The 16,142-nt window shown below is 69.7% G+C and carries 16 protein-coding genes; 8 read left to right on the top strand and 8 right to left on the bottom strand.

Going from position 1 to position 16,142, the window contains the following annotated elements; translation table 11 throughout:
* Positions 1 to 200: 200 nt before the first annotated feature.
* Positions 201 to 977 carry a class I SAM-dependent methyltransferase gene (locus ABZV38_RS00210; protein ID WP_356322891.1) on the bottom strand — a complete coding sequence of 259 codons (777 nt, stop codon included), beginning with the start codon at positions 975 to 977 and terminating at the stop codon, positions 201 to 203.
* 183 nt (positions 978 to 1,160) lie between these two features.
* On the opposite strand from ABZV38_RS00210, the gene mshA reads away from it, so the two are divergent.
* From mshA to ABZV38_RS00195, 3 genes are all read left to right on the top strand, one after another.
* Positions 1,161 to 2,513 (top strand): D-inositol-3-phosphate glycosyltransferase, encoded by a 1,353-nt coding sequence (mshA, locus tag ABZV38_RS00205; RefSeq protein WP_356322889.1) that lies wholly within the window; start codon positions 1,161 to 1,163, stop codon positions 2,511 to 2,513.
* A gap of 126 nt (positions 2,514 to 2,639) precedes the next feature.
* Positions 2,640 to 3,149 (top strand): YbjN domain-containing protein, encoded by a 510-nt coding sequence (locus tag ABZV38_RS00200; RefSeq protein ID WP_356322887.1) that lies wholly within the window; start codon positions 2,640 to 2,642, stop codon positions 3,147 to 3,149.
* A 121-nt stretch (positions 3,150 to 3,270) separates the two neighbouring features.
* Positions 3,271 to 4,962 carry a glycosyl hydrolase family 28-related protein gene (locus ABZV38_RS00195; RefSeq protein ID WP_356322885.1) on the top strand — a complete coding sequence of 564 codons (1,692 nt, stop codon included), beginning with the start codon at positions 3,271 to 3,273 and terminating at the stop codon, positions 4,960 to 4,962.
* 18 nt (positions 4,963 to 4,980) lie between these two features.
* Here the strand turns inward: ABZV38_RS00195 and ABZV38_RS00190 are convergent, their stop codons facing one another.
* On the bottom strand, positions 4,981 to 5,991 hold the full coding sequence (locus tag ABZV38_RS00190) for an aminoglycoside phosphotransferase family protein (RefSeq protein WP_356322883.1): 1,011 nt from the start codon (positions 5,989 to 5,991) through the stop codon (positions 4,981 to 4,983).
* A gap of 151 nt (positions 5,992 to 6,142) precedes the next feature.
* Between ABZV38_RS00190 and ABZV38_RS00185 the strand changes: the two genes are divergently transcribed.
* On the top strand, positions 6,143 to 6,928 hold the full coding sequence (locus ABZV38_RS00185) for a hypothetical protein (RefSeq protein ID WP_356322881.1): 786 nt from the start codon (positions 6,143 to 6,145) through the stop codon (positions 6,926 to 6,928).
* 43 nt (positions 6,929 to 6,971) lie between these two features.
* Here the strand turns inward: ABZV38_RS00185 and ABZV38_RS00180 are convergent, their stop codons facing one another.
* From ABZV38_RS00180 to ABZV38_RS00165, 4 genes are all read right to left on the bottom strand, one after another.
* Entirely contained in the window at positions 6,972 to 7,214 is a 243-nt protein-coding gene (locus tag ABZV38_RS00180) for a hypothetical protein (RefSeq protein ID WP_356322879.1), read from the bottom strand.
* Positions 7,211 to 7,459, bottom strand: coding sequence for a hypothetical protein (locus ABZV38_RS00175; protein ID WP_356322877.1), 249 nt, complete (start codon positions 7,457 to 7,459; stop codon positions 7,211 to 7,213). The genes ABZV38_RS00180 and ABZV38_RS00175 overlap by 4 nt, the downstream gene beginning before the upstream one ends.
* Before the next feature lie 336 nt (positions 7,460 to 7,795).
* Positions 7,796 to 8,146 (bottom strand): hypothetical protein, encoded by a 351-nt coding sequence (locus ABZV38_RS00170; protein WP_356322875.1) that lies wholly within the window; start codon positions 8,144 to 8,146, stop codon positions 7,796 to 7,798.
* A 171-nt stretch (positions 8,147 to 8,317) separates the two neighbouring features.
* Positions 8,318 to 9,076, bottom strand: coding sequence for a phosphoglyceromutase (locus tag ABZV38_RS00165; protein WP_326605025.1), 759 nt, complete (start codon positions 9,074 to 9,076; stop codon positions 8,318 to 8,320).
* A 194-nt stretch (positions 9,077 to 9,270) separates the two neighbouring features.
* Here ABZV38_RS00165 and ABZV38_RS00160 point away from each other — a divergent pair, with 194 nt between their 5' ends.
* A complete protein-coding gene (locus tag ABZV38_RS00160; RefSeq protein ID WP_356322873.1) occupies positions 9,271 to 10,581 on the top strand; it encodes an MFS transporter in 1,311 nt (436 codons plus the stop codon).
* A 718-nt stretch (positions 10,582 to 11,299) separates the two neighbouring features.
* On the opposite strand, the gene phoU is transcribed toward ABZV38_RS00160, so the two are convergent.
* Positions 11,300 to 11,977, bottom strand: a complete 678-nt coding sequence (gene phoU, locus ABZV38_RS00155; protein WP_356322870.1) for a phosphate signaling complex protein PhoU — start codon at positions 11,975 to 11,977, stop codon at positions 11,300 to 11,302.
* Between the two features lie 196 nt (positions 11,978 to 12,173).
* Between phoU and ABZV38_RS00150 the strand changes: the two genes are divergently transcribed.
* Positions 12,174 to 13,448, top strand: coding sequence for an ATP-binding protein (locus tag ABZV38_RS00150; RefSeq protein ID WP_356322868.1), 1,275 nt, complete (start codon positions 12,174 to 12,176; stop codon positions 13,446 to 13,448).
* Entirely contained in the window at positions 13,445 to 14,125 is a 681-nt protein-coding gene (locus ABZV38_RS00145; protein WP_030977814.1) for a response regulator transcription factor, read from the top strand. Before ABZV38_RS00150 ends, ABZV38_RS00145 begins: the two co-directional genes overlap by 4 nt.
* A 66-nt stretch (positions 14,126 to 14,191) precedes the next feature.
* Here the strand turns inward: ABZV38_RS00145 and ABZV38_RS00140 are convergent, their stop codons facing one another.
* Positions 14,192 to 14,893 (bottom strand): DUF461 domain-containing protein, encoded by a 702-nt coding sequence (locus ABZV38_RS00140; protein WP_356322866.1) that lies wholly within the window; start codon positions 14,891 to 14,893, stop codon positions 14,192 to 14,194.
* Positions 14,894 to 15,513: 620 nt separating this feature from the next.
* On the opposite strand from ABZV38_RS00140, the gene ABZV38_RS00135 reads away from it, so the two are divergent.
* A complete protein-coding gene (locus tag ABZV38_RS00135; RefSeq protein ID WP_006380568.1) occupies positions 15,514 to 15,996 on the top strand; it encodes a CarD family transcriptional regulator in 483 nt (160 codons plus the stop codon).
* Positions 15,997 to 16,142 lie beyond the last annotated feature (146 nt).

The following is a 16,142-nucleotide window of genomic DNA, read 5'->3' as shown; positions in this document are numbered from 1 at the left end:
AGCAGATCTGATTTACCGTCAGTAACTTTTCACGACGTCGTGATCGTGCCACGCCGTACCGAAAAGCAACAGAGGCATTCCCCGTCATCTGGGACGAACGGAGCCGCGTCCGTGTTCCCGGATGCGCCCCGAATCGCGTCTGGTCAGAGTCCGTTGGCCACCGTTCGGCGCCCGCGGTCCACCGCTCCGTGTCTGTCGGGCTACTGCTCGGGCCGCAGCGCCGCCCACTTCACCGTGACTTCGCCCTGCCGCCACCGCCGTACCCCGTCCGTCAGCGGCCAGTCCCCCGACAGGGCGCGCACCGCGGTGATCCAGCGCTGCCGCGCGCCGAGTGAGGCGTACGGAGCCGCCGCGGCCCACGCCCGGTCGAAGTCGCGCAGGAAGGCGTGGACCGGTTCGCCGGGCACATTGCGGTGGATCAGCGCCTTGGGGAGGCGTTCCGCGAGATCGGAGGGGCGGTCGAGGGAGCCGAGGCGCGTGGCGAACGTGACCGTGCGCGGTCCTTCGGGTCCGAGCGCCACCCACACATGGCGCCGCCCGATCTCGTCGCAGGTGCCCTCCACCAGAAGCCCGTCGGGGGCGAGCCGGGCGCACAGCCGCTGCCAGACCGCGGCGACCTCGCCCTCGTCGTACTGGCGCAGCACGTTCGCCGCCCGGATGAGGGTGGGGCGGCCGGCCAGCGGGATCTCGAAGCCGCCGTGGACGAAGGTGAGCCCCTCGCGCTCGTACGGCTTCGCCGCCGCGACCCGCTCCGGGTCGATCTCGATGCCGACGACCGCGGTGCGGGGTTCGGCGGTACGCAGGCGGTGCAGCAGCTCGACGGCGGTCCAGGGGGCGGCGCCGTACCCGAGGTCGACGGCTACGGGGGCGTCGGAACGGCGCAGGGCAGGGCCGTGCGTGGCGGCGATCCAGCGGTCCATGCGGCGGAGCCGGTTCGGGTTGGTGGTCCCGCGGGTCGCGGTGCCGATGGGGCGCATGACAGCGAGCCTAACGATCCCGCGGACCCGGGCGGGCCGCGGTGACGCGCCGTAGCCGATCGTAATGATTTGGCAAAACGGAAACACAAGCGGAAATGAAAGGGTGCCTTCCGCTGTTCCAGGCTTTCGAGGGGGTGCCATGCCCTCTCGGTGTCATGCCCCGAGCGAGGAGGACCGGACGACGTGAGCCAGTACGTCTCTCGGCTCGGCAGCAACCGCATGGCGCCGCGCCTGAGGTTCCCGGGCGCCTTCCCCGGCAGTCACCGCAAGCCCCGTCGCATCGCGATGCTCTCCGTGCACACCTCCCCGCTGCACCAGCCGGGCACAGGCGACGCGGGCGGCATGAACGTCTACATCGTGGAGCTGGCCAAGCGGCTCGCCGCGATCAACATCGAGGTGGAGATCTTCACCCGGGCCACGACCGGTGCCCTGCCCCCCGCGGTCGAGCTCGCGCCCGGCGTCCTGGTCCGGCACGTCGACGCGGGGCCGTACGAAGGTCTGGCCAAGGAGGACCTGCCCGCCCAGCTCTGCGCCTTCACCCACGGGGTGATGCAGGCCTGGGCCGGCCAGCGCCCGGGTTTCTACGACCTGGTCCATTCCCACTACTGGCTCTCCGGCCATGTCGGCTGGCTCGCCGCGCAGCGCTGGGGTGTTCCCCTCGTGCACGCCATGCACACCATGGCGAAGGTGAAGAACGCGGCGCTCGCCGAGGGCGACACCCCTGAGCCGGCCGCCCGGGTCATCGGCGAGACCCAGATCGTCTGCGCCGCCGACCGGCTGATCGCGAACACCGCGGAGGAGGCGGACGAGCTCGTCCGGTTCTACGAGGCCGATCCGGCGGCCGTCGCCGTCGTCCATCCCGGGGTCAACCTGGAACGCTTTCGCCCCGCCGACGGGCGGGCCGCCGCCCGGGCCCGTCTCGGACTGCCCCAGGACGCCTTCATCCCGCTCTTCGCCGGCCGTATCCAGCCGCTGAAGGCCCCCGATGTGCTGCTGCGCGCGGTGGCCGTGCTGCTGGGCCGCGATCCGTCGCTGCGGTCCCGGATGGTCGTACCGGTGGTCGGCGGCCCCAGCGGCAGCGGGCTCGCGAAGCCGGAGGGGCTGCAGAAGCTGGCGGCGCGGCTCGGGATCACGGATGTCGTACGGTTCCACCCACCGGTCGGGCAGGACCGGCTCGCCGACTGGTTCCGGGCGGCGTCCGTGCTGGTCATGCCCTCGTACAGCGAATCGTTCGGCCTGGTCGCCATCGAGGCGCAGGCGGCCGGCACCCCGGTCGTCGCGGCGGCCGTGGGCGGGCTGCCGGTGGCGGTACGGGACGGGATGAGCGGCTTCCTGATCCCCGGGCACGACCCGCAGGCGTACGCGCAGCAGCTGGCCCGGTTCGCCGACTCGCCGGAGCTCGTCACCAGGATGGGTGCGGCAGCCGCCGCACACGCGCAGGGCTTCGGCTGGGGCACGGCGGCGTCCGCGACCGCCGACGTCTACACCGCCGCGATGCACGAGCACCGCCGTCGCGTACGCGTGCACCACGGCTGACGTACGCGCGAGCCCGTGGCCGAGGCATGCGAGCGCCACGGCAGACCCCCGCGCACCCACGCCCGCACCCATGCACGCATCCCGGCCGACGCCCGCGCACAGCCACCGCTGCCGTACGCTCACCCCATGGCTGACGTATCCGCCGCAGCGGCAACAGCGCAGGTCATCGAGGCGACGTTGAAGGACGCCGAGCTCGAGTGGGAGAGCCCCGAGTCCGGCAGTTACGTGGTGAAGCTGCCCGGCACCCGCAAGTTGTCCACCACCTGCTCCCTCATCGTCGGCGCGCACTCGCTCTCCCTCAACGCATTCGTCATCCGCCACCCGGACGAGAACGACGCGGCGGTCCACCGCTGGCTGCTGGAGCGCAACCTGCGTCTCTTCGGCGTGAGTTACGCGATCGACCGGCTCGGCGACATCTATCTGGTCGGCCGGCTGCCGCTCTCCGTGGTCACCCCCGAGGAGCTGGACCGCCTGCTCGGCGCCGTCCTCGAAGCGGCCGACGGCTCCTTCAACACGCTGCTGGAACTGGGCTTCGCCAGCGCGATCCGCAAGGAGTACGCGTGGCGGGTGTCGCGCGGCGAGTCCACGCGGAATCTGGACGCGTTCACTCATCTGACTCAGCGTCCCGCCAACTGACCCTCTCGATCGGCCTAATTCGGCGACGCACGACTCTTTCGCTGTGCTGTCGGGCCGTGGCATGCTCACCGCAGACGCAAGTATGAACGTCGTTCACATGCATGAAAGGCGGGTCAGTTCGATGGCTTCTGTGGGGAACATCAGCAGACGTGGACTGCTCGGCAGCGCGGTGGCCGTGGCCGCAGCCGCGGCGACCGGCGTGATCGGCGCGGACACCGCCCGGGCGGCCACGCAGGGCGGTCACACTTCGGGCGGCGCCACCGCGATCTGGCGCGAGTTCGCCGCCGCCCCCTTCACGCACGCCCAGATCCCGTTCATCGGCCGGGCCGGCTACCGGGGCGGCTCCGACCTCCCCCGACACCGCAAGATCGTCGCCAACGTCCTGCACTACGGCGCCGAACCCGACGGTTCCGCCGACGCCGCCCCCGCGATCAACCGTGCCATCGCCGCTGCCGGAGAGCGTGGCGGTGGCACGGTGCTCATCCCCGCAGGCACATACCGCATCGACGACATCATCCGGATCGGCCACAGCAATGTGGTGGTGCGCGGTGCGGGCAGCGGACGTACGAAGCTGTACGCGACCAAGAACCTCACCGAGCTGGTCGGCGTGTACGGCAGCCGCTACGGCGGCGACAAGTCCAGCTGGTCCTGGGCCGGCGGCCTGATCTGGCTCTGCCCCGAGGACCGTTGGACCTCGCTCACCGACGCGATCAAGGCGAAGGCCTGGCCCTTCGAGGGCTGGACCGGCAACAAGCGCGACGAGTGGCAGACCCTGACGACGGTCGCACCCGCCCGCCGCGGCGACCGGTCGGTCACCGTCGGGTCGACGAAGCAGCTGAGGCGCGGTCAACTCGTCCTGCTCCGCCTCGCCGACGACACCGGCCACACCCTCCTGGAGCACATGGCGGGAGGCGGCCCCGGCCCGGAGGCGTACTACTGGGACGACAAGACCAAGCTGACCTCGTACGTTCCCTACGAGTGGCCGGTCCGCATCACCGCCGTACACGGGCACGAGGTCACCCTGGAGCGCCCGCTTCCGCTGGATGTCCGCCCCGAGTGGGACCCGCGCCTGACCACGCTCGCCACTCCGCTGACCGGCTCGGGCGTCGAGGGCCTCACCCTCGAGGCGGTCGAGACCCCGCAGCCGCTGCATCTGCTCGACAAGGGGTACAACGGGGTCGCGTTCCAGTGCGCGTACGACTGCTGGGCGGACGACATCACCGTCCGCCACGTCGACAACGGCTTCGGGCTGATCGGCGCGTCCGCCTGCACCCTGCGCCGTACCCGGGTCGAGGGCCGCGGCTCCCACCACCCGTACTACTGCCGTGAGGGCTCGCACGACAACCTGATCGAGGACTTCACCATCGCCCAGCGCACCGTCCCGGCGCCCGCAGGGACGCAACTGCACGGCATCAATGTCGAGGGGCTGTCCAGCTACAACGTCTGGTCGCGCGGTGAGATGGAGATGGGGACGTTCGACTCGCACCGCGGGATGCCGTTCGCCAACGTCCGCACCGACATCACGGTGAACAACAACGGCCGGCACGGCGGCGACGCGAGCGCGGGACCGCTCTTCGGCGCCCGCTTCACGCACTGGAACATCCGGGTCACCAACGGGCGGGCCGGCTTGATGCGGATCGACGGGCTCGCCCCGTACAGCGCGACGGTCGGCGTCAGCGAGGTGACGGAGTTCGACCAGATCGACGTCCCGGACTTCACCGGCGATCTGCACACGCGGCTGGAGGCGTACGGCACACCGGAAGCGGTGTGGCCGCCGAACCTGCACGACGCACAGCGCGCACTGGTGCGCTGACGGGCGTCGGCGCTGCGGTCACTCCCGGGTCCGCAGCGCCGACTCGACGTCCACCAGCGCCGATTCGAGCTGCGGCCCCACCTCGTGCCACACCCACTCCCGCATTGCGGCGGGGGAGCGGCGGGGGACGGTCTCCACGAGCATGATCAGGTAGAGGTAGCAGCGGTAGAGAGCGAGCCGCAGCCGCAGGGACGAGTCGAAGACCACGACCTCGCCCGCCGTCGACGCATGCCCGGCGAGGAGATCCTCGTCCTTCTCCACATCCCCGAGCAGGGCGAGCGAGACGAAGTCGGCGGCCGGGTCGCCCCAGAACATCCGCTCCCCGTCGATGATCCCGCCGATGGTCCGGGCCCCCGGCTCCCCGTCGACGAGCAGATTGCCCTGCCACAGGTCGAAGTGGACGAGGGCGGGCCGGGTGACGTCGTCGAGGACGGGCGCCGCGGCGGCGAGCAGTGCACGGATCCGGTCCGTCGGGCGCGGCAGCCAGGCGCAGTACGTGTCCGCGTCGGCGAGCACGGCGTCCGTCATCGCGGTGAACGCGTGCCGCCAGGTCGGGGCCGGCGGGCCCAGTGCCTGCCCTGGATAACCGAACCCGCCGCGCCCGGTGACGGAGTGCAGCCGCCCGACGAGCTGCCCCAGCTCATGCCGGAGCCGCCGCTCCTCACGGTCCGTCAGGGCCGGGCTGATTCCGTACCAGGACTTACCGGGGCAGGCCGACATGATCAGGTACGGTCCGGTCGCGGAGCCGGGATCGAGCCGGCTGTGCACGACGACGGGGACCGCGACGTCCCCTGCCGATACCGCCGCCGAGTAGAAGGCGACTTCGTTGACCAGGAGGTCGCGCTCGTACCTCATCCCGGCGACGGTGGGCGGCGGCGGGATTTTCACCACCCAGTCCCGCCCGTCGGTGAGCGTGACGCGGGTGACGGTGTTGTACGTGCCGCCGGTGAGCGGGCTGCACGCCGCGATGCGTTCCGACCCGAGTCCGATGTCATCGAAGACACTGGAGACGGTTGCTCGGCTCTGCATGTACGTGCCCCTTTGCGTCAGTTGTGGAGCGGGCTGTCCTGCACCGGCACCGGCCCGGCGTCTTCACGGGGTGATCACAACGCAATCACGATCAAGTTCTTTGCCCGAATTGGTTGATCGTCAAACCACTGCTGACTCATAGAGTTGGGCCATGAGACCTACTGCCATACGCCGCGCCGCCGTTGCCGCCTGTGCGGCCTCCCTCGCCCTGGCCGCCACCGCCTGCGGAAGCTCGGATTCCGGCAGTGGGGGCGCGGACGGCAAGGGCAAGGAGAGCCCTGCGGCCACGCCGGCAGCGGCCAAGGCGCTGACCGCCGCCGAGCTGGACAAGGCGGCGCTGGTCCAGGGCGACGTCAAGGGACACAAGGTCAGCAAGGCGGGTAAGGACGACGTCCTCGCTCCCTCCGCCGTCACCGTGGACAACAAGGCCTGCGACACCTTCGCCGACGCACTGCTGGGCGCTCAGGTCGGCAAGCCCGCGGCGGCCAACCAGCGCAAGGTCGTCAGCGAGCCCAAGAAGGACCAGAAGGAGAAGCAGGACAGCGCGGATGCGGAGGAGGCGTTCATCGCGGCCTTCGATATCACGACGACGATGACGTCCCTCTCCTCGTACGACGGCAAGGGCGCCCAGGACACGATCGACGGCCTGCGCACCGCAGCCACCGCCTGTTCCGGCGGCTTCGGCCTCACGGTGGCCGGCGACAAGCAGAAGGTCGTCAAGATCGAGGAGGAGAAGATCACGGGCGGCGAGGAGGCCGCAGCCTGGACGGTGACGGTGGAACAGGGCGGCGAGAAGGCCCCGTTCAAGCTCGTGGTCGTGCGCCAGGGCGCCACGATCGCCTCGTTCACCTCGCTCAACCTGGCGGCGTCCGGCACGGGCAAGGACTTCGGGCTGCCGACCGCGGTGGTCGACGCACAGCTCGCGAAGCTGGTCTGAGCAGCGGGGCCCGCCGGGGCAACGGGCCTCGGGGCAAAGGGCCTCAGGGCAGCGGGACGAGCCTCACCACAGTGACGGTGAGGACGGATCCGGAGACGTAATAGAGCACGATGGCCCCGAGGACCGTCGCCTCGCGCCGGTCGTGCTCGCTCTTGACGGCCGACGACCCGTGCCCGTACGGGTCGTGGCCCAAGGTCCGCGCCATCTCGTGCCGGAACGTACCGTCGTCCCGCATCTTGGCCAGGGTGTCGTCGGCGGGCGGGGCGTAGGAGATGCGGAAACTCAAGAGACGCTCCGCCTCTCGGCCTCGTCCCGCGCCAGCCGGTCCAGGATCCGTTCGGCCTCGGGGTCGGGCACGGCCTCCAGCATCCAGTGCCGCATGACCGCCTGGATCTCGTGCACCCCGGCCTCGTTGATGGCGTGGTCGAACTCCGCCCGTCTGTCCTCGGGGAGCGTGGCGCGGATATCCGGGATGCTGTTAGGCACGTCGACTTCGGTGCCGCCGACAAAGGTCTTCAGAGGCTCGCCCACGATGGTTCTCCCGGTCTCCCGACGTGCGCCACAGAGTACGTCGGCGGGTGCGGTGCGGCATCATCGCCATTTCCACCATGGGTGCAGGGGAGTTGGAGCGGATCCGGGAGCCGGGTCCGCCGACTCGGGCAGGCCGCGTACGGCGGAACGCATGCGGTCGGACGTGGTTGTCGGATGGCGCGCGTCACCGCCCGGTAGGAGCACGGTCATCAGCGGCGGACGCCTTCAAAGCGCGCGCCGATCAAGAAACGTCACGTCCGGCACCCGTGAGCACGTCCTCTTGATCGGCTCTGCGAAGCCCGGCTTCATCTGTGCTTTCGATGACTGCGGTTGCTGTCAGGTAGTGGTGCCCGTTCCTCTGCGCCGGAACAGGAGCCGGGTGCCGCGCATGAAAAGGATGAACACCGCCCGGACGACCACGAAGACCGTGGTGAGGGCAAGCACATGAGCAACGACGTCAGAGATCGCGATCCCGGGGTCGGGTACGTCAAGGAGGCGCGAGAGCTCTGCGACCACTACGACCAGCCCGAACATGAACGGCAGCCATTCCCAGTGAGTCCGTGAGCGCCAACTCACCGCGGCCTGCCGCCTCTGCCGCCATCGACGAGTGCCCAGGCTGAGGATGACACTGAGGGCCATCATCGAAACGGGCGTCCACAGATCCCACCAGTCCACGGTGAGCTGCACGGCTCCTCCTCCCTTGCGGCCTTGTGGCCTGCCTGGACGGGCGGTGAGCCTACCGCGCGGACGGCGGTGCCGAGCGGGGCGGAGCGCACCGGCGACGGACGGCCCACGGGCAGCGACAAGCCCCCTGCCGGCGGAGAACCCGCAGGCAGGGGGCTTGATCGTGCGTGGGTGCTACTTCTTGCCCTGGTTCTTCACGGCCTCGATGGCGGCCGCCGCCGCGTCCGGGTCGAGGTACGTGCCGCCCGGCTTCAGGGGGCGGAAGTCTGCGTCCAACTCGTAGGCGAGCGGGATGCCGGTCGGGATGTTCAGGCCCGTGATGTCGGCGTCGGAGATGCCGTCGAGGTGCTTGACCAGGCCGCGGAGGCTGTTGCCGTGGGCGGCGACCAGGACCGTGCGGCCGGTCAGCAGGTCCGGGACGATGTCGTCGTACCAGTACGGCAGCATGCGCTCGACGACGTCCTTGAGGCACTCGGTCCGCGGGCGCAGCTCGCTCGGGATCGTGGCGTAACGCGGGTCGTCGCTCTGCGAGAACTCGGTGCCGTCCTCGAGGGCCGGCGGCGGGGTGTCGTACGAGCGGCGCCAGAGCATGAACTGCTCCTGGCCGAACTCGGCGAGCGTCTGCGCCTTGTCCTTGCCCTGGAGGGCGCCGTAGTGGCGCTCGTTCAGCCGCCAGGAGCGGTGGACCGGGATCCAGTGGCGGTCCGCGGCCTCCAGCGCGAGCTGGGCGGTGCGGATGGCGCGCTTCTGGAGAGAGGTGTGCAGGACATCGGGGAGCAGACCGGCGTCCTTGAGCAGCTCACCGCCGCGGACTGCCTCCTTCTCGCCCTTCTCGGTGAGGTTGACGTCCACCCAACCGGTGAACAGGTTCTTCGCGTTCCATTCGCTCTCGCCGTGGCGGAGGAGGATCAGCTTGTACGGTGCGTCGGCCATGGCTCCGAGCGTAATCGAACCCTCTCGGCCTTCGCGCCCCCGGTCACAGGGCGGACACCGCGAGGGGGCGGCCGGGGACGATTGACGGCCCGCGTCAATCGACTGGCGGTCGAGAACCCCCACTTCGTAATGTTCGGACTGCTATCGGGCCACTTACCGGCCGCATCCGTTCCGTACGCCCTGGGGGAACCCGTATGTCTGTCGCCGGTCTCAGACGGGCCGCACACGAGACTGTCTCCGGTCTCCCCAGAGAGTTCTGGTGGCTGTGGACCAGCACCCTGGTCAACCGGCTCGGGGCGTTCGTCGCCACGTTCATGGCGCTCTACCTGACCCTGGACCGCGGCTACTCCGCCTCGTACGTCGGTCTGGTAGCCGCGCTGCACGGGTTGGGCGGGGTCGTCTCCTCGCTCGGTGCGGGGGTGATGACCGACCGGCTCGGGCGCCGGCCCACCATGCTGATCGCGCAGAGCTCGACCGCGGTGTCGGTGGCCGTGCTCGGATTCATGGTCCATCCGGTCGCGATCGCCGCCGTCGCCTTTGTCGTCGGTATGACCAGCAACGCGTCGCGGCCCGCCGTGCAGGCGATGATGGCCGACATCGTCCGCCCCGAGGACCGGGTGCGGGCGTTCTCCTTGAACTACTGGGCGGTCAACCTCGGCTTCGCGGTCTCCTCCGCCGGTGCCGGGTTCATCGCCGAGTACAGCTATCTCGCCGGGTTCCTGGTCGAGGCCGCGATGACGCTGTTCTGCGCGGTCGTCGTCTTCCTGAAGGTGCCGGAGTCCCGGCCGCAGAAGGCGTCCGCGGTGGTCAGCGGCGCGTTGCCGGACGAGCCCGATGTCCGGCTCTCCACCGTGCTGCGCGACGGCCGGTTCATGAGCGTCGTCGGGCTGTCGTTCGTGGTGGCGCTGATTTTCCAGCAGGGGTACGTGGGGCTGCCGGTCGCGATGGGTACGGACGGGCTCTCCAGCTCCGACTTCGGCACCGCGATCGCCGTCAACGGCGTGATGATCGTGGCGCTCCAGATCCCGGTCACCCGCTTCATCCAGCACCGCGACCCGCGCCGGCTGCTGATCGTGTCGTCGCTGCTGGCGGGGTACGGATTCGGGCTGACCGTGTTCGCCGGGTCGGTCGCCGTGTACGCGCTGACGATCTGTGTCTGGACGATCGGCGAGATCATCAACGCACCGGTCCAGAGCAACCTGGTCGTCAGCCTCTCCCCGGCCCACGGCCGGGGCCGCTACCAGGGCATGTACACGCTGTCGTGGTCGGCGGCCGCGCTGGTTGCTCCGCTGATGTCCGGTCTGGTGATCGACCACTACGGGGCGAAGTGGCTGTGGGGGATGTGCGGGGTGCTGGGGACGGTCGCGGCGCTCGGGTACGCGGTGCTCATGCGCGGACTTCCGGCGGAGGAGAAGGCGACCGGGGTGGTGGCGGTGACGGCCGCGGAGGCCGAGCCGGATGCCGCCTCGGGTGCGCCGCAGGGCGTGGTGGAGCGGGCGGTCTGACCGGCGTGGGCGGGCGCAGGCGCGCCCGCCCCCCCCACGTGTCTGTTACGCGGTGGTCGCCGGTTCGTGTGGTGCGCGCTGTTCGGGGCCGGTGCCGTCTCGCCGCGGTTGCGGGCCCAGAGGTAGTACACCGGCGTCGTCACCGCCAGGCCGACGAGCCGGGACAGGCCCGCGCCGCCGAACGGTTCGACCAGCGGGCCCGTGCAGAGGAGGTCGCGTACGGCGTCGGGCACGGCTTCCGCGGCCTCGACAGCGCATCCTTCCCGCCCACCACCGCGGGGTGGCCCGTACCCGCCGCGCGCCCCGGAGCCCGTCACCGCCTGAAACGGCACTGCCTCAAACGGCACCGGACCGGCTCCCCGCAGGGGGCGCCGGTCCGGTGCCGTCCGGTCAGCCGCAGTCAGCCGCCGCACTGGCACGGGGCGCCCGACTGGCAGCCGCACCCGCAGCCCGAGCCGCAGCCACAGGCACCGAGCACCGTCAGATGAACCACTTCAGCGGGTGTCTCCTGCTGTGGCTCGGTCGTGGGGGAGTCGGCCATCGTTCCTCCTCAAGGACATGCATCCAGGCGTACGACAAGGCCGTACGCCCGACAATGCCGTACGACCGGGGCGTACGACGTCGGCGTGCCGCCCCACCCCATTGCATGCCCAATCGGACCCGCACATGAACGGCGCACCGACGGCGCACGAGTGCAGAGGGCGCCGCCCGGTCTCCGCTACGCGCCCTCCACCGAGGTCGGCGCCTGCAGGTCATCGGCGTGCTCGCCCGTCACGAGGTAGACGACCCGCTTGGCGACCGACACGGCGTGGTCGGCGAAGCGCTCGTAGTAGCGGCCGAGCAGCGTCACATCGACGGCCGTCTCGATGCCGTGCTTCCAGCGGTCGTCCATCAGGTGCTGGAACAGTGTGCGGTGCAGCAGGTCCATCTCGTCGTCGTCCTGCTCCAGCTGGAGCGCCAGGTCGACATCCTTCGTAATGATCACCTCGGCGGCCTTGGCCATCAGCCGCTGCGCCAGCTGTCCCATCTCCAGGATGGTGGCGTGCAGGTCGTTCGGCACCGCCGAGTCCGGGAAGCGCAGCCGGGTCAGCTTGGCGACGTGCTGGGCGAGGTCGCCCGAGCGCTCCAGGTCGGCGCTCATCCGCAGCGAGGTGACCACGATCCGCAGGTCGGTCGCGACGGGCTGCTGGCGCGCGAGCAGGGCGATCGCCCGCGCCTCCAGGTCGTGCTGGAGGTCGTCGACCTTCTGGTCCGCGGCGATCACGCTCTCCGCGAGCTTGAGATCGGCGTCGAGCATGGACGTCGTCGCCCGCCCGATCGCCGACCCGACGAGCCGGGCCATTTCGACGAGGCCTTCGCCGATCGAGTCGAGTTCCTCGTGGTAAGCGTCGCGCATGGAAGTCCCTCTCCAGTCCTCACTAAGGCCGGGGCCAGGTCTGAACCCCACGCTCTCACCCTGTGGGGCGTACGCGTCCGGACCCGGCCGACCAAGTGAACCAGCCCTTGCCCCTCAGTGAATTCTGGGCGACGAGTGTTCGAGTAGGCACCTGGGCGGCTGGGAGAGTGGGCTCGCACCCGCTTAACCTTTAGGTATGGACGTGAACGCGGCGGTCGCCGCAGCTGCAGCGATCGCCGGGTTGTGCACCGGTGTGATCGCCATGCTGGCGTTCCGCTGGAGCGAGCGCGACCAGAAGAAACCGACGCGCACCTCTCTGCGGCCCGACAGCAACGGGGCACTGCCCCCCGGGGTCGACACGGTCCTGTCCGTGCTCTCCTCCTCCGCGGTCGTGCTCGACGAGAGCGACAGCGTCGTCAAGGCCAGCTCCGCCGCGTATGCGCTGGGACTGGTCAGGGGCGGCCGGCTGGCCGTCGAACCGATGCTGAACATGGCCAGGGACACCCGCCGGGACGGCGAGATAAGGCAGGTCGAACTGGACCTCCCGCGGCGCGGTACCGGCCGGGGCGAGGCCCTCGCGGTCTCCGCCCGGGTCGCCCCCCTGGGCTCCCGGCTGGTGCTCCTGCTGGTCGAGGACCTCACCGAGGCCCGCCGTATCGAAGCGGTACGGCGCGACTTCGTCGCCAACGTCAGCCATGAGCTCAAGACCCCGGTCGGTGCGCTCTCGCTGCTCTCCGAGGCCGTCATGGACGCCTCCGACGACCCGGAGGCGGTGGAGCGGTTCGCAGGCCGGATGCAGATCGAGGCGACCCGGCTGACCAACCTCGTACAGGAACTGATCGACCTCTCCCGGGTGCAGAACGACGACCCGCTGGAGGACGCCGAGCCGGTCCGGGTGGACGAACTGGTCGCGGAGGCCATCGACCGTTGCCGCCAGCAGGCCGGAACGAAGCAGATCACCATGGCTGCCGGCGGCATCGCGGAGCTCCGCATCTGGGGCAACCGCGGCCAGCTCGCCGCGGCACTCGGCAATCTCGTCGAGAACGCCGTCAACTACAGCCCCGCCCGCACCCGCGTCGGCATCGCCGCGAGGCGCCTGGCCGTACCGGGCGGGGACCAGATCGAGATAGCCGTGACCGACCAGGGCATCGGCATCTCGGAGAAGGACCGAGAGCGGGTCTTCGAGCGCTTCTACCGCGTCGACCCGGCCCGCTCACGGGCCACCGGTGGCACCGGTCTCGGCCTCGCCATCGTCAAGCACGTGGCCGCCTCGCACGGCGGGGAGGTCACCGTATGGAGCTCGGAGGGCCAGGGCTCCACCTTCACCCTGCGGCTGCCCGAAGCGGGTTCCGTACGGGACCGAGACCGCACATCCGGCGGACCGCTCATCGTCAACGGTGACGACGGGACCTACCTGACCGCCCAACCCGACACCCTTGAAACATTCCCTGCCCCGGAGGTCCTTCCGTGACCCGAGTGCTTGTCGTCGAGGATGAGGAATCCTTCAGCGACGCTCTGTCCTACATGCTTCGCAAGGAAGGCTTCGAGGTCGCCATCGCGGCCACCGGCCCCGACGGGCTCGACGAGTTCGAGCGCAACGGCGCCGACCTCGTCCTCCTCGACCTGATGCTGCCGGGCCTGCCCGGCACCGAGGTCTGCCGCCAGCTGCGCAGCAGGTCCAACGTCCCCGTGATCATGGTCACGGCCAAGGACAGCGAGATCGACAAGGTCGTCGGCCTGGAAATAGGAGCCGACGACTATGTGACCAAGCCGTTCTCCTCGCGGGAGCTCGTCGCCCGCATCCGCGCGGTGCTGCGCCGCCGCGGCGAGCCGGAGGAGGTCACGCCGGCCGCCCTGGAGGCGGGCCCGGTCCGGATGGACGTGGACCGTCACGTCGTCACGGTCTCCGGCGGCAAGGTCGATCTCCCGCTCAAGGAGTTCGACCTGCTGGAGATGCTGCTGCGCAACGCGGGCCGGGTGCTCACCCGGATGCAGTTGATCGACCGCGTCTGGGGCGCGGACTACGTGGGTGACACCAAGACCCTCGATGTCCACGTCAAGCGTCTGCGCGCCAAGATCGAGCCGGACCCGGGAGCGCCGCGCTTCCTGGTCACGGTGCGCGGCCTGGGCTACAAGTTCGAGCCGTAAACCGGCCGCCAGGCACAGATGACGCAGGCGCCCCCCGCCCGGGGGGCGCCTGCGTCATGCGTCACGTCAGTAGTCGGTCGACGTGTCCGTCGACGCCGAAGCCGCGTCGGTCGGGGTGTCCTCGCTGCCCGCGGCGCCCGTCTCATCGGCCGGGGCGTTCTCGCTGCCCGCGGCGCCCGCCTCCTCGGACGGCGCGCCCGGGGTCGCGGACTCGGACGGCGAGGCGGACGGCGTCTCTGCCGGTGCCGCCGGCAGCGAGCTCGGGCCGAAGTCCTTGAAGAAACTGGTGGCCGGGACGACGAATGCGCCGAGCGGGACGTCACCGGTCTCGCTGAACTTGAAGACGACCGCCTGCACGTTGCCGGTCTGCGCGGCCTCGCGGCCGTTCTCGATCACGGCGGACGCATTGCCCTCGCCGCCCAGGACGACCCTGCCGCCGGCCGGGACGACGACCGGTCCCGAGCCCTCGGCGGCGTGCAGCTGCACCGAGACGTCGGAGCCCGGCAGGGTGATGGCGTCGAGTGTCTGGCGCTTGGTGCCGTTGTTGAACAGCGTCGCCGTGACGACGGCCGGACCCTCGGCGTCGCGCTCCGGCTGGGTGATGACGTTCGCGTTCTGGATCCTGATGTCACCGAGGGTGGTGGCAGCGTTGTCCGGCTTGATCTCGAGCGTCTGCGCGTCATTGCCGGCAGCACACGCGGAAAGTGCACCGATCGAGATCACGATGGCGGCGGCGGCAAGGGCGCCGCGTCGAAGGCTGCGGCTCACGGCTGCGGCAACTCCTTGAACGTACGACTTCACGGACGGGAGGGGCGAGCGACGTAAAGCCGCCCTAAGGGTGTGTCAGCGGCCTTAGGTTACCGAGCCGCCGTCCCCGCCCCGCACCCGACCCGCCCCTACTGCCCCGGTCATCACCATCGGAGCCCTCACCGGACCCCCGCCCCCGGCCCTCGCCCCCCGGCCCTCGCCCCGCGATTCGCACGCCGTTCGCCGTTCACATAACGGGCTTGATCAATTCCCCGGACCGTGGCGCATTCCTTGCACATAATCTCCGCAGCAGCCGATCGTTGATCAATTTCATTGGCCATAGGTACTTACGTCCGTACGGGTGATCGATCTCCGAACGGCGTACGGAAAGTTCATCATCTGGAATCCGGCAAACCGGGACGTTCGGTCCCTTCGCGGCGGGTTCGGGGGCGTGTAACGTGCGCGTTTCACCTGCCCCGTACAGACGCTCCGACCTGCGAATACCGTCTCCCAGAAGCCTTCCGCAGCACGTTCCTGTTGCTGTTGTCAAGCCCCGAGATATGCCCTGACCTGCGAAAACGCCATTCAGGAGAAGTCGTTCTCGTGTTACCCTGGATAGCCACGGAAGGGGTACCTGTCACATGACGTTCAAGGTTGGCGACACCGTGGTCTATCCCCATCACGGGGCCGCGCTGATCGAGGCTATCGAAACTCGCCAGATCAAAGGCGTGGACAAGACCTACTTGGTGCTCAAGGTCGCCCAGGGCGACTTGACGGTTCGTGTGCCGGCGGACAATGCGGAGTTCGTGGGTGTGCGCGACGTAGTCGGGCAGGAGGGGCTGGACCGGGTCTTCGAGGTGCTGCGTGCGCCGTACGCCGAAGAGCCGACGAACTGGTCCCGGCGCTACAAGGCAAATCTCGAGAAGCTCGCCTCCGGCGATGTCATCAAGGTCGCCGAAGTAGTTCGTGACCTGTGGCGTCGTGAGCGCGAGCGTGGACTCTCCGCAGGTGAGAAGCGCATGCTCGCCAAGGCGCGGCAGATCCTGGTGAGTGAACTCGCTCTCGCGGAGAACACGAACGAAGACAAGGCCGAGGCTCTGCTCGACGAGGTCCTCGCGTCCTGACCCGGATCGCACCGGTCATAAATAAATGTGCCGCGGTGCCCGCTGGCCAGCCGTATTCACGGTGTGTCGTCGGGCGCTGCGGCATGTCCGGAATCACTCCGGACCACCTCATCGATACTTTCGATATCTTGCTCGCGATCTTGCAC

This window comes from Streptomyces sp. NPDC005181 (genome assembly GCF_040608395.1).
Taxonomy (GTDB): Bacteria; Actinomycetota; Actinomycetes; order Streptomycetales; family Streptomycetaceae; genus Streptomyces.
This window is presented reverse-complemented; position numbering and strand designations above follow the sequence as displayed.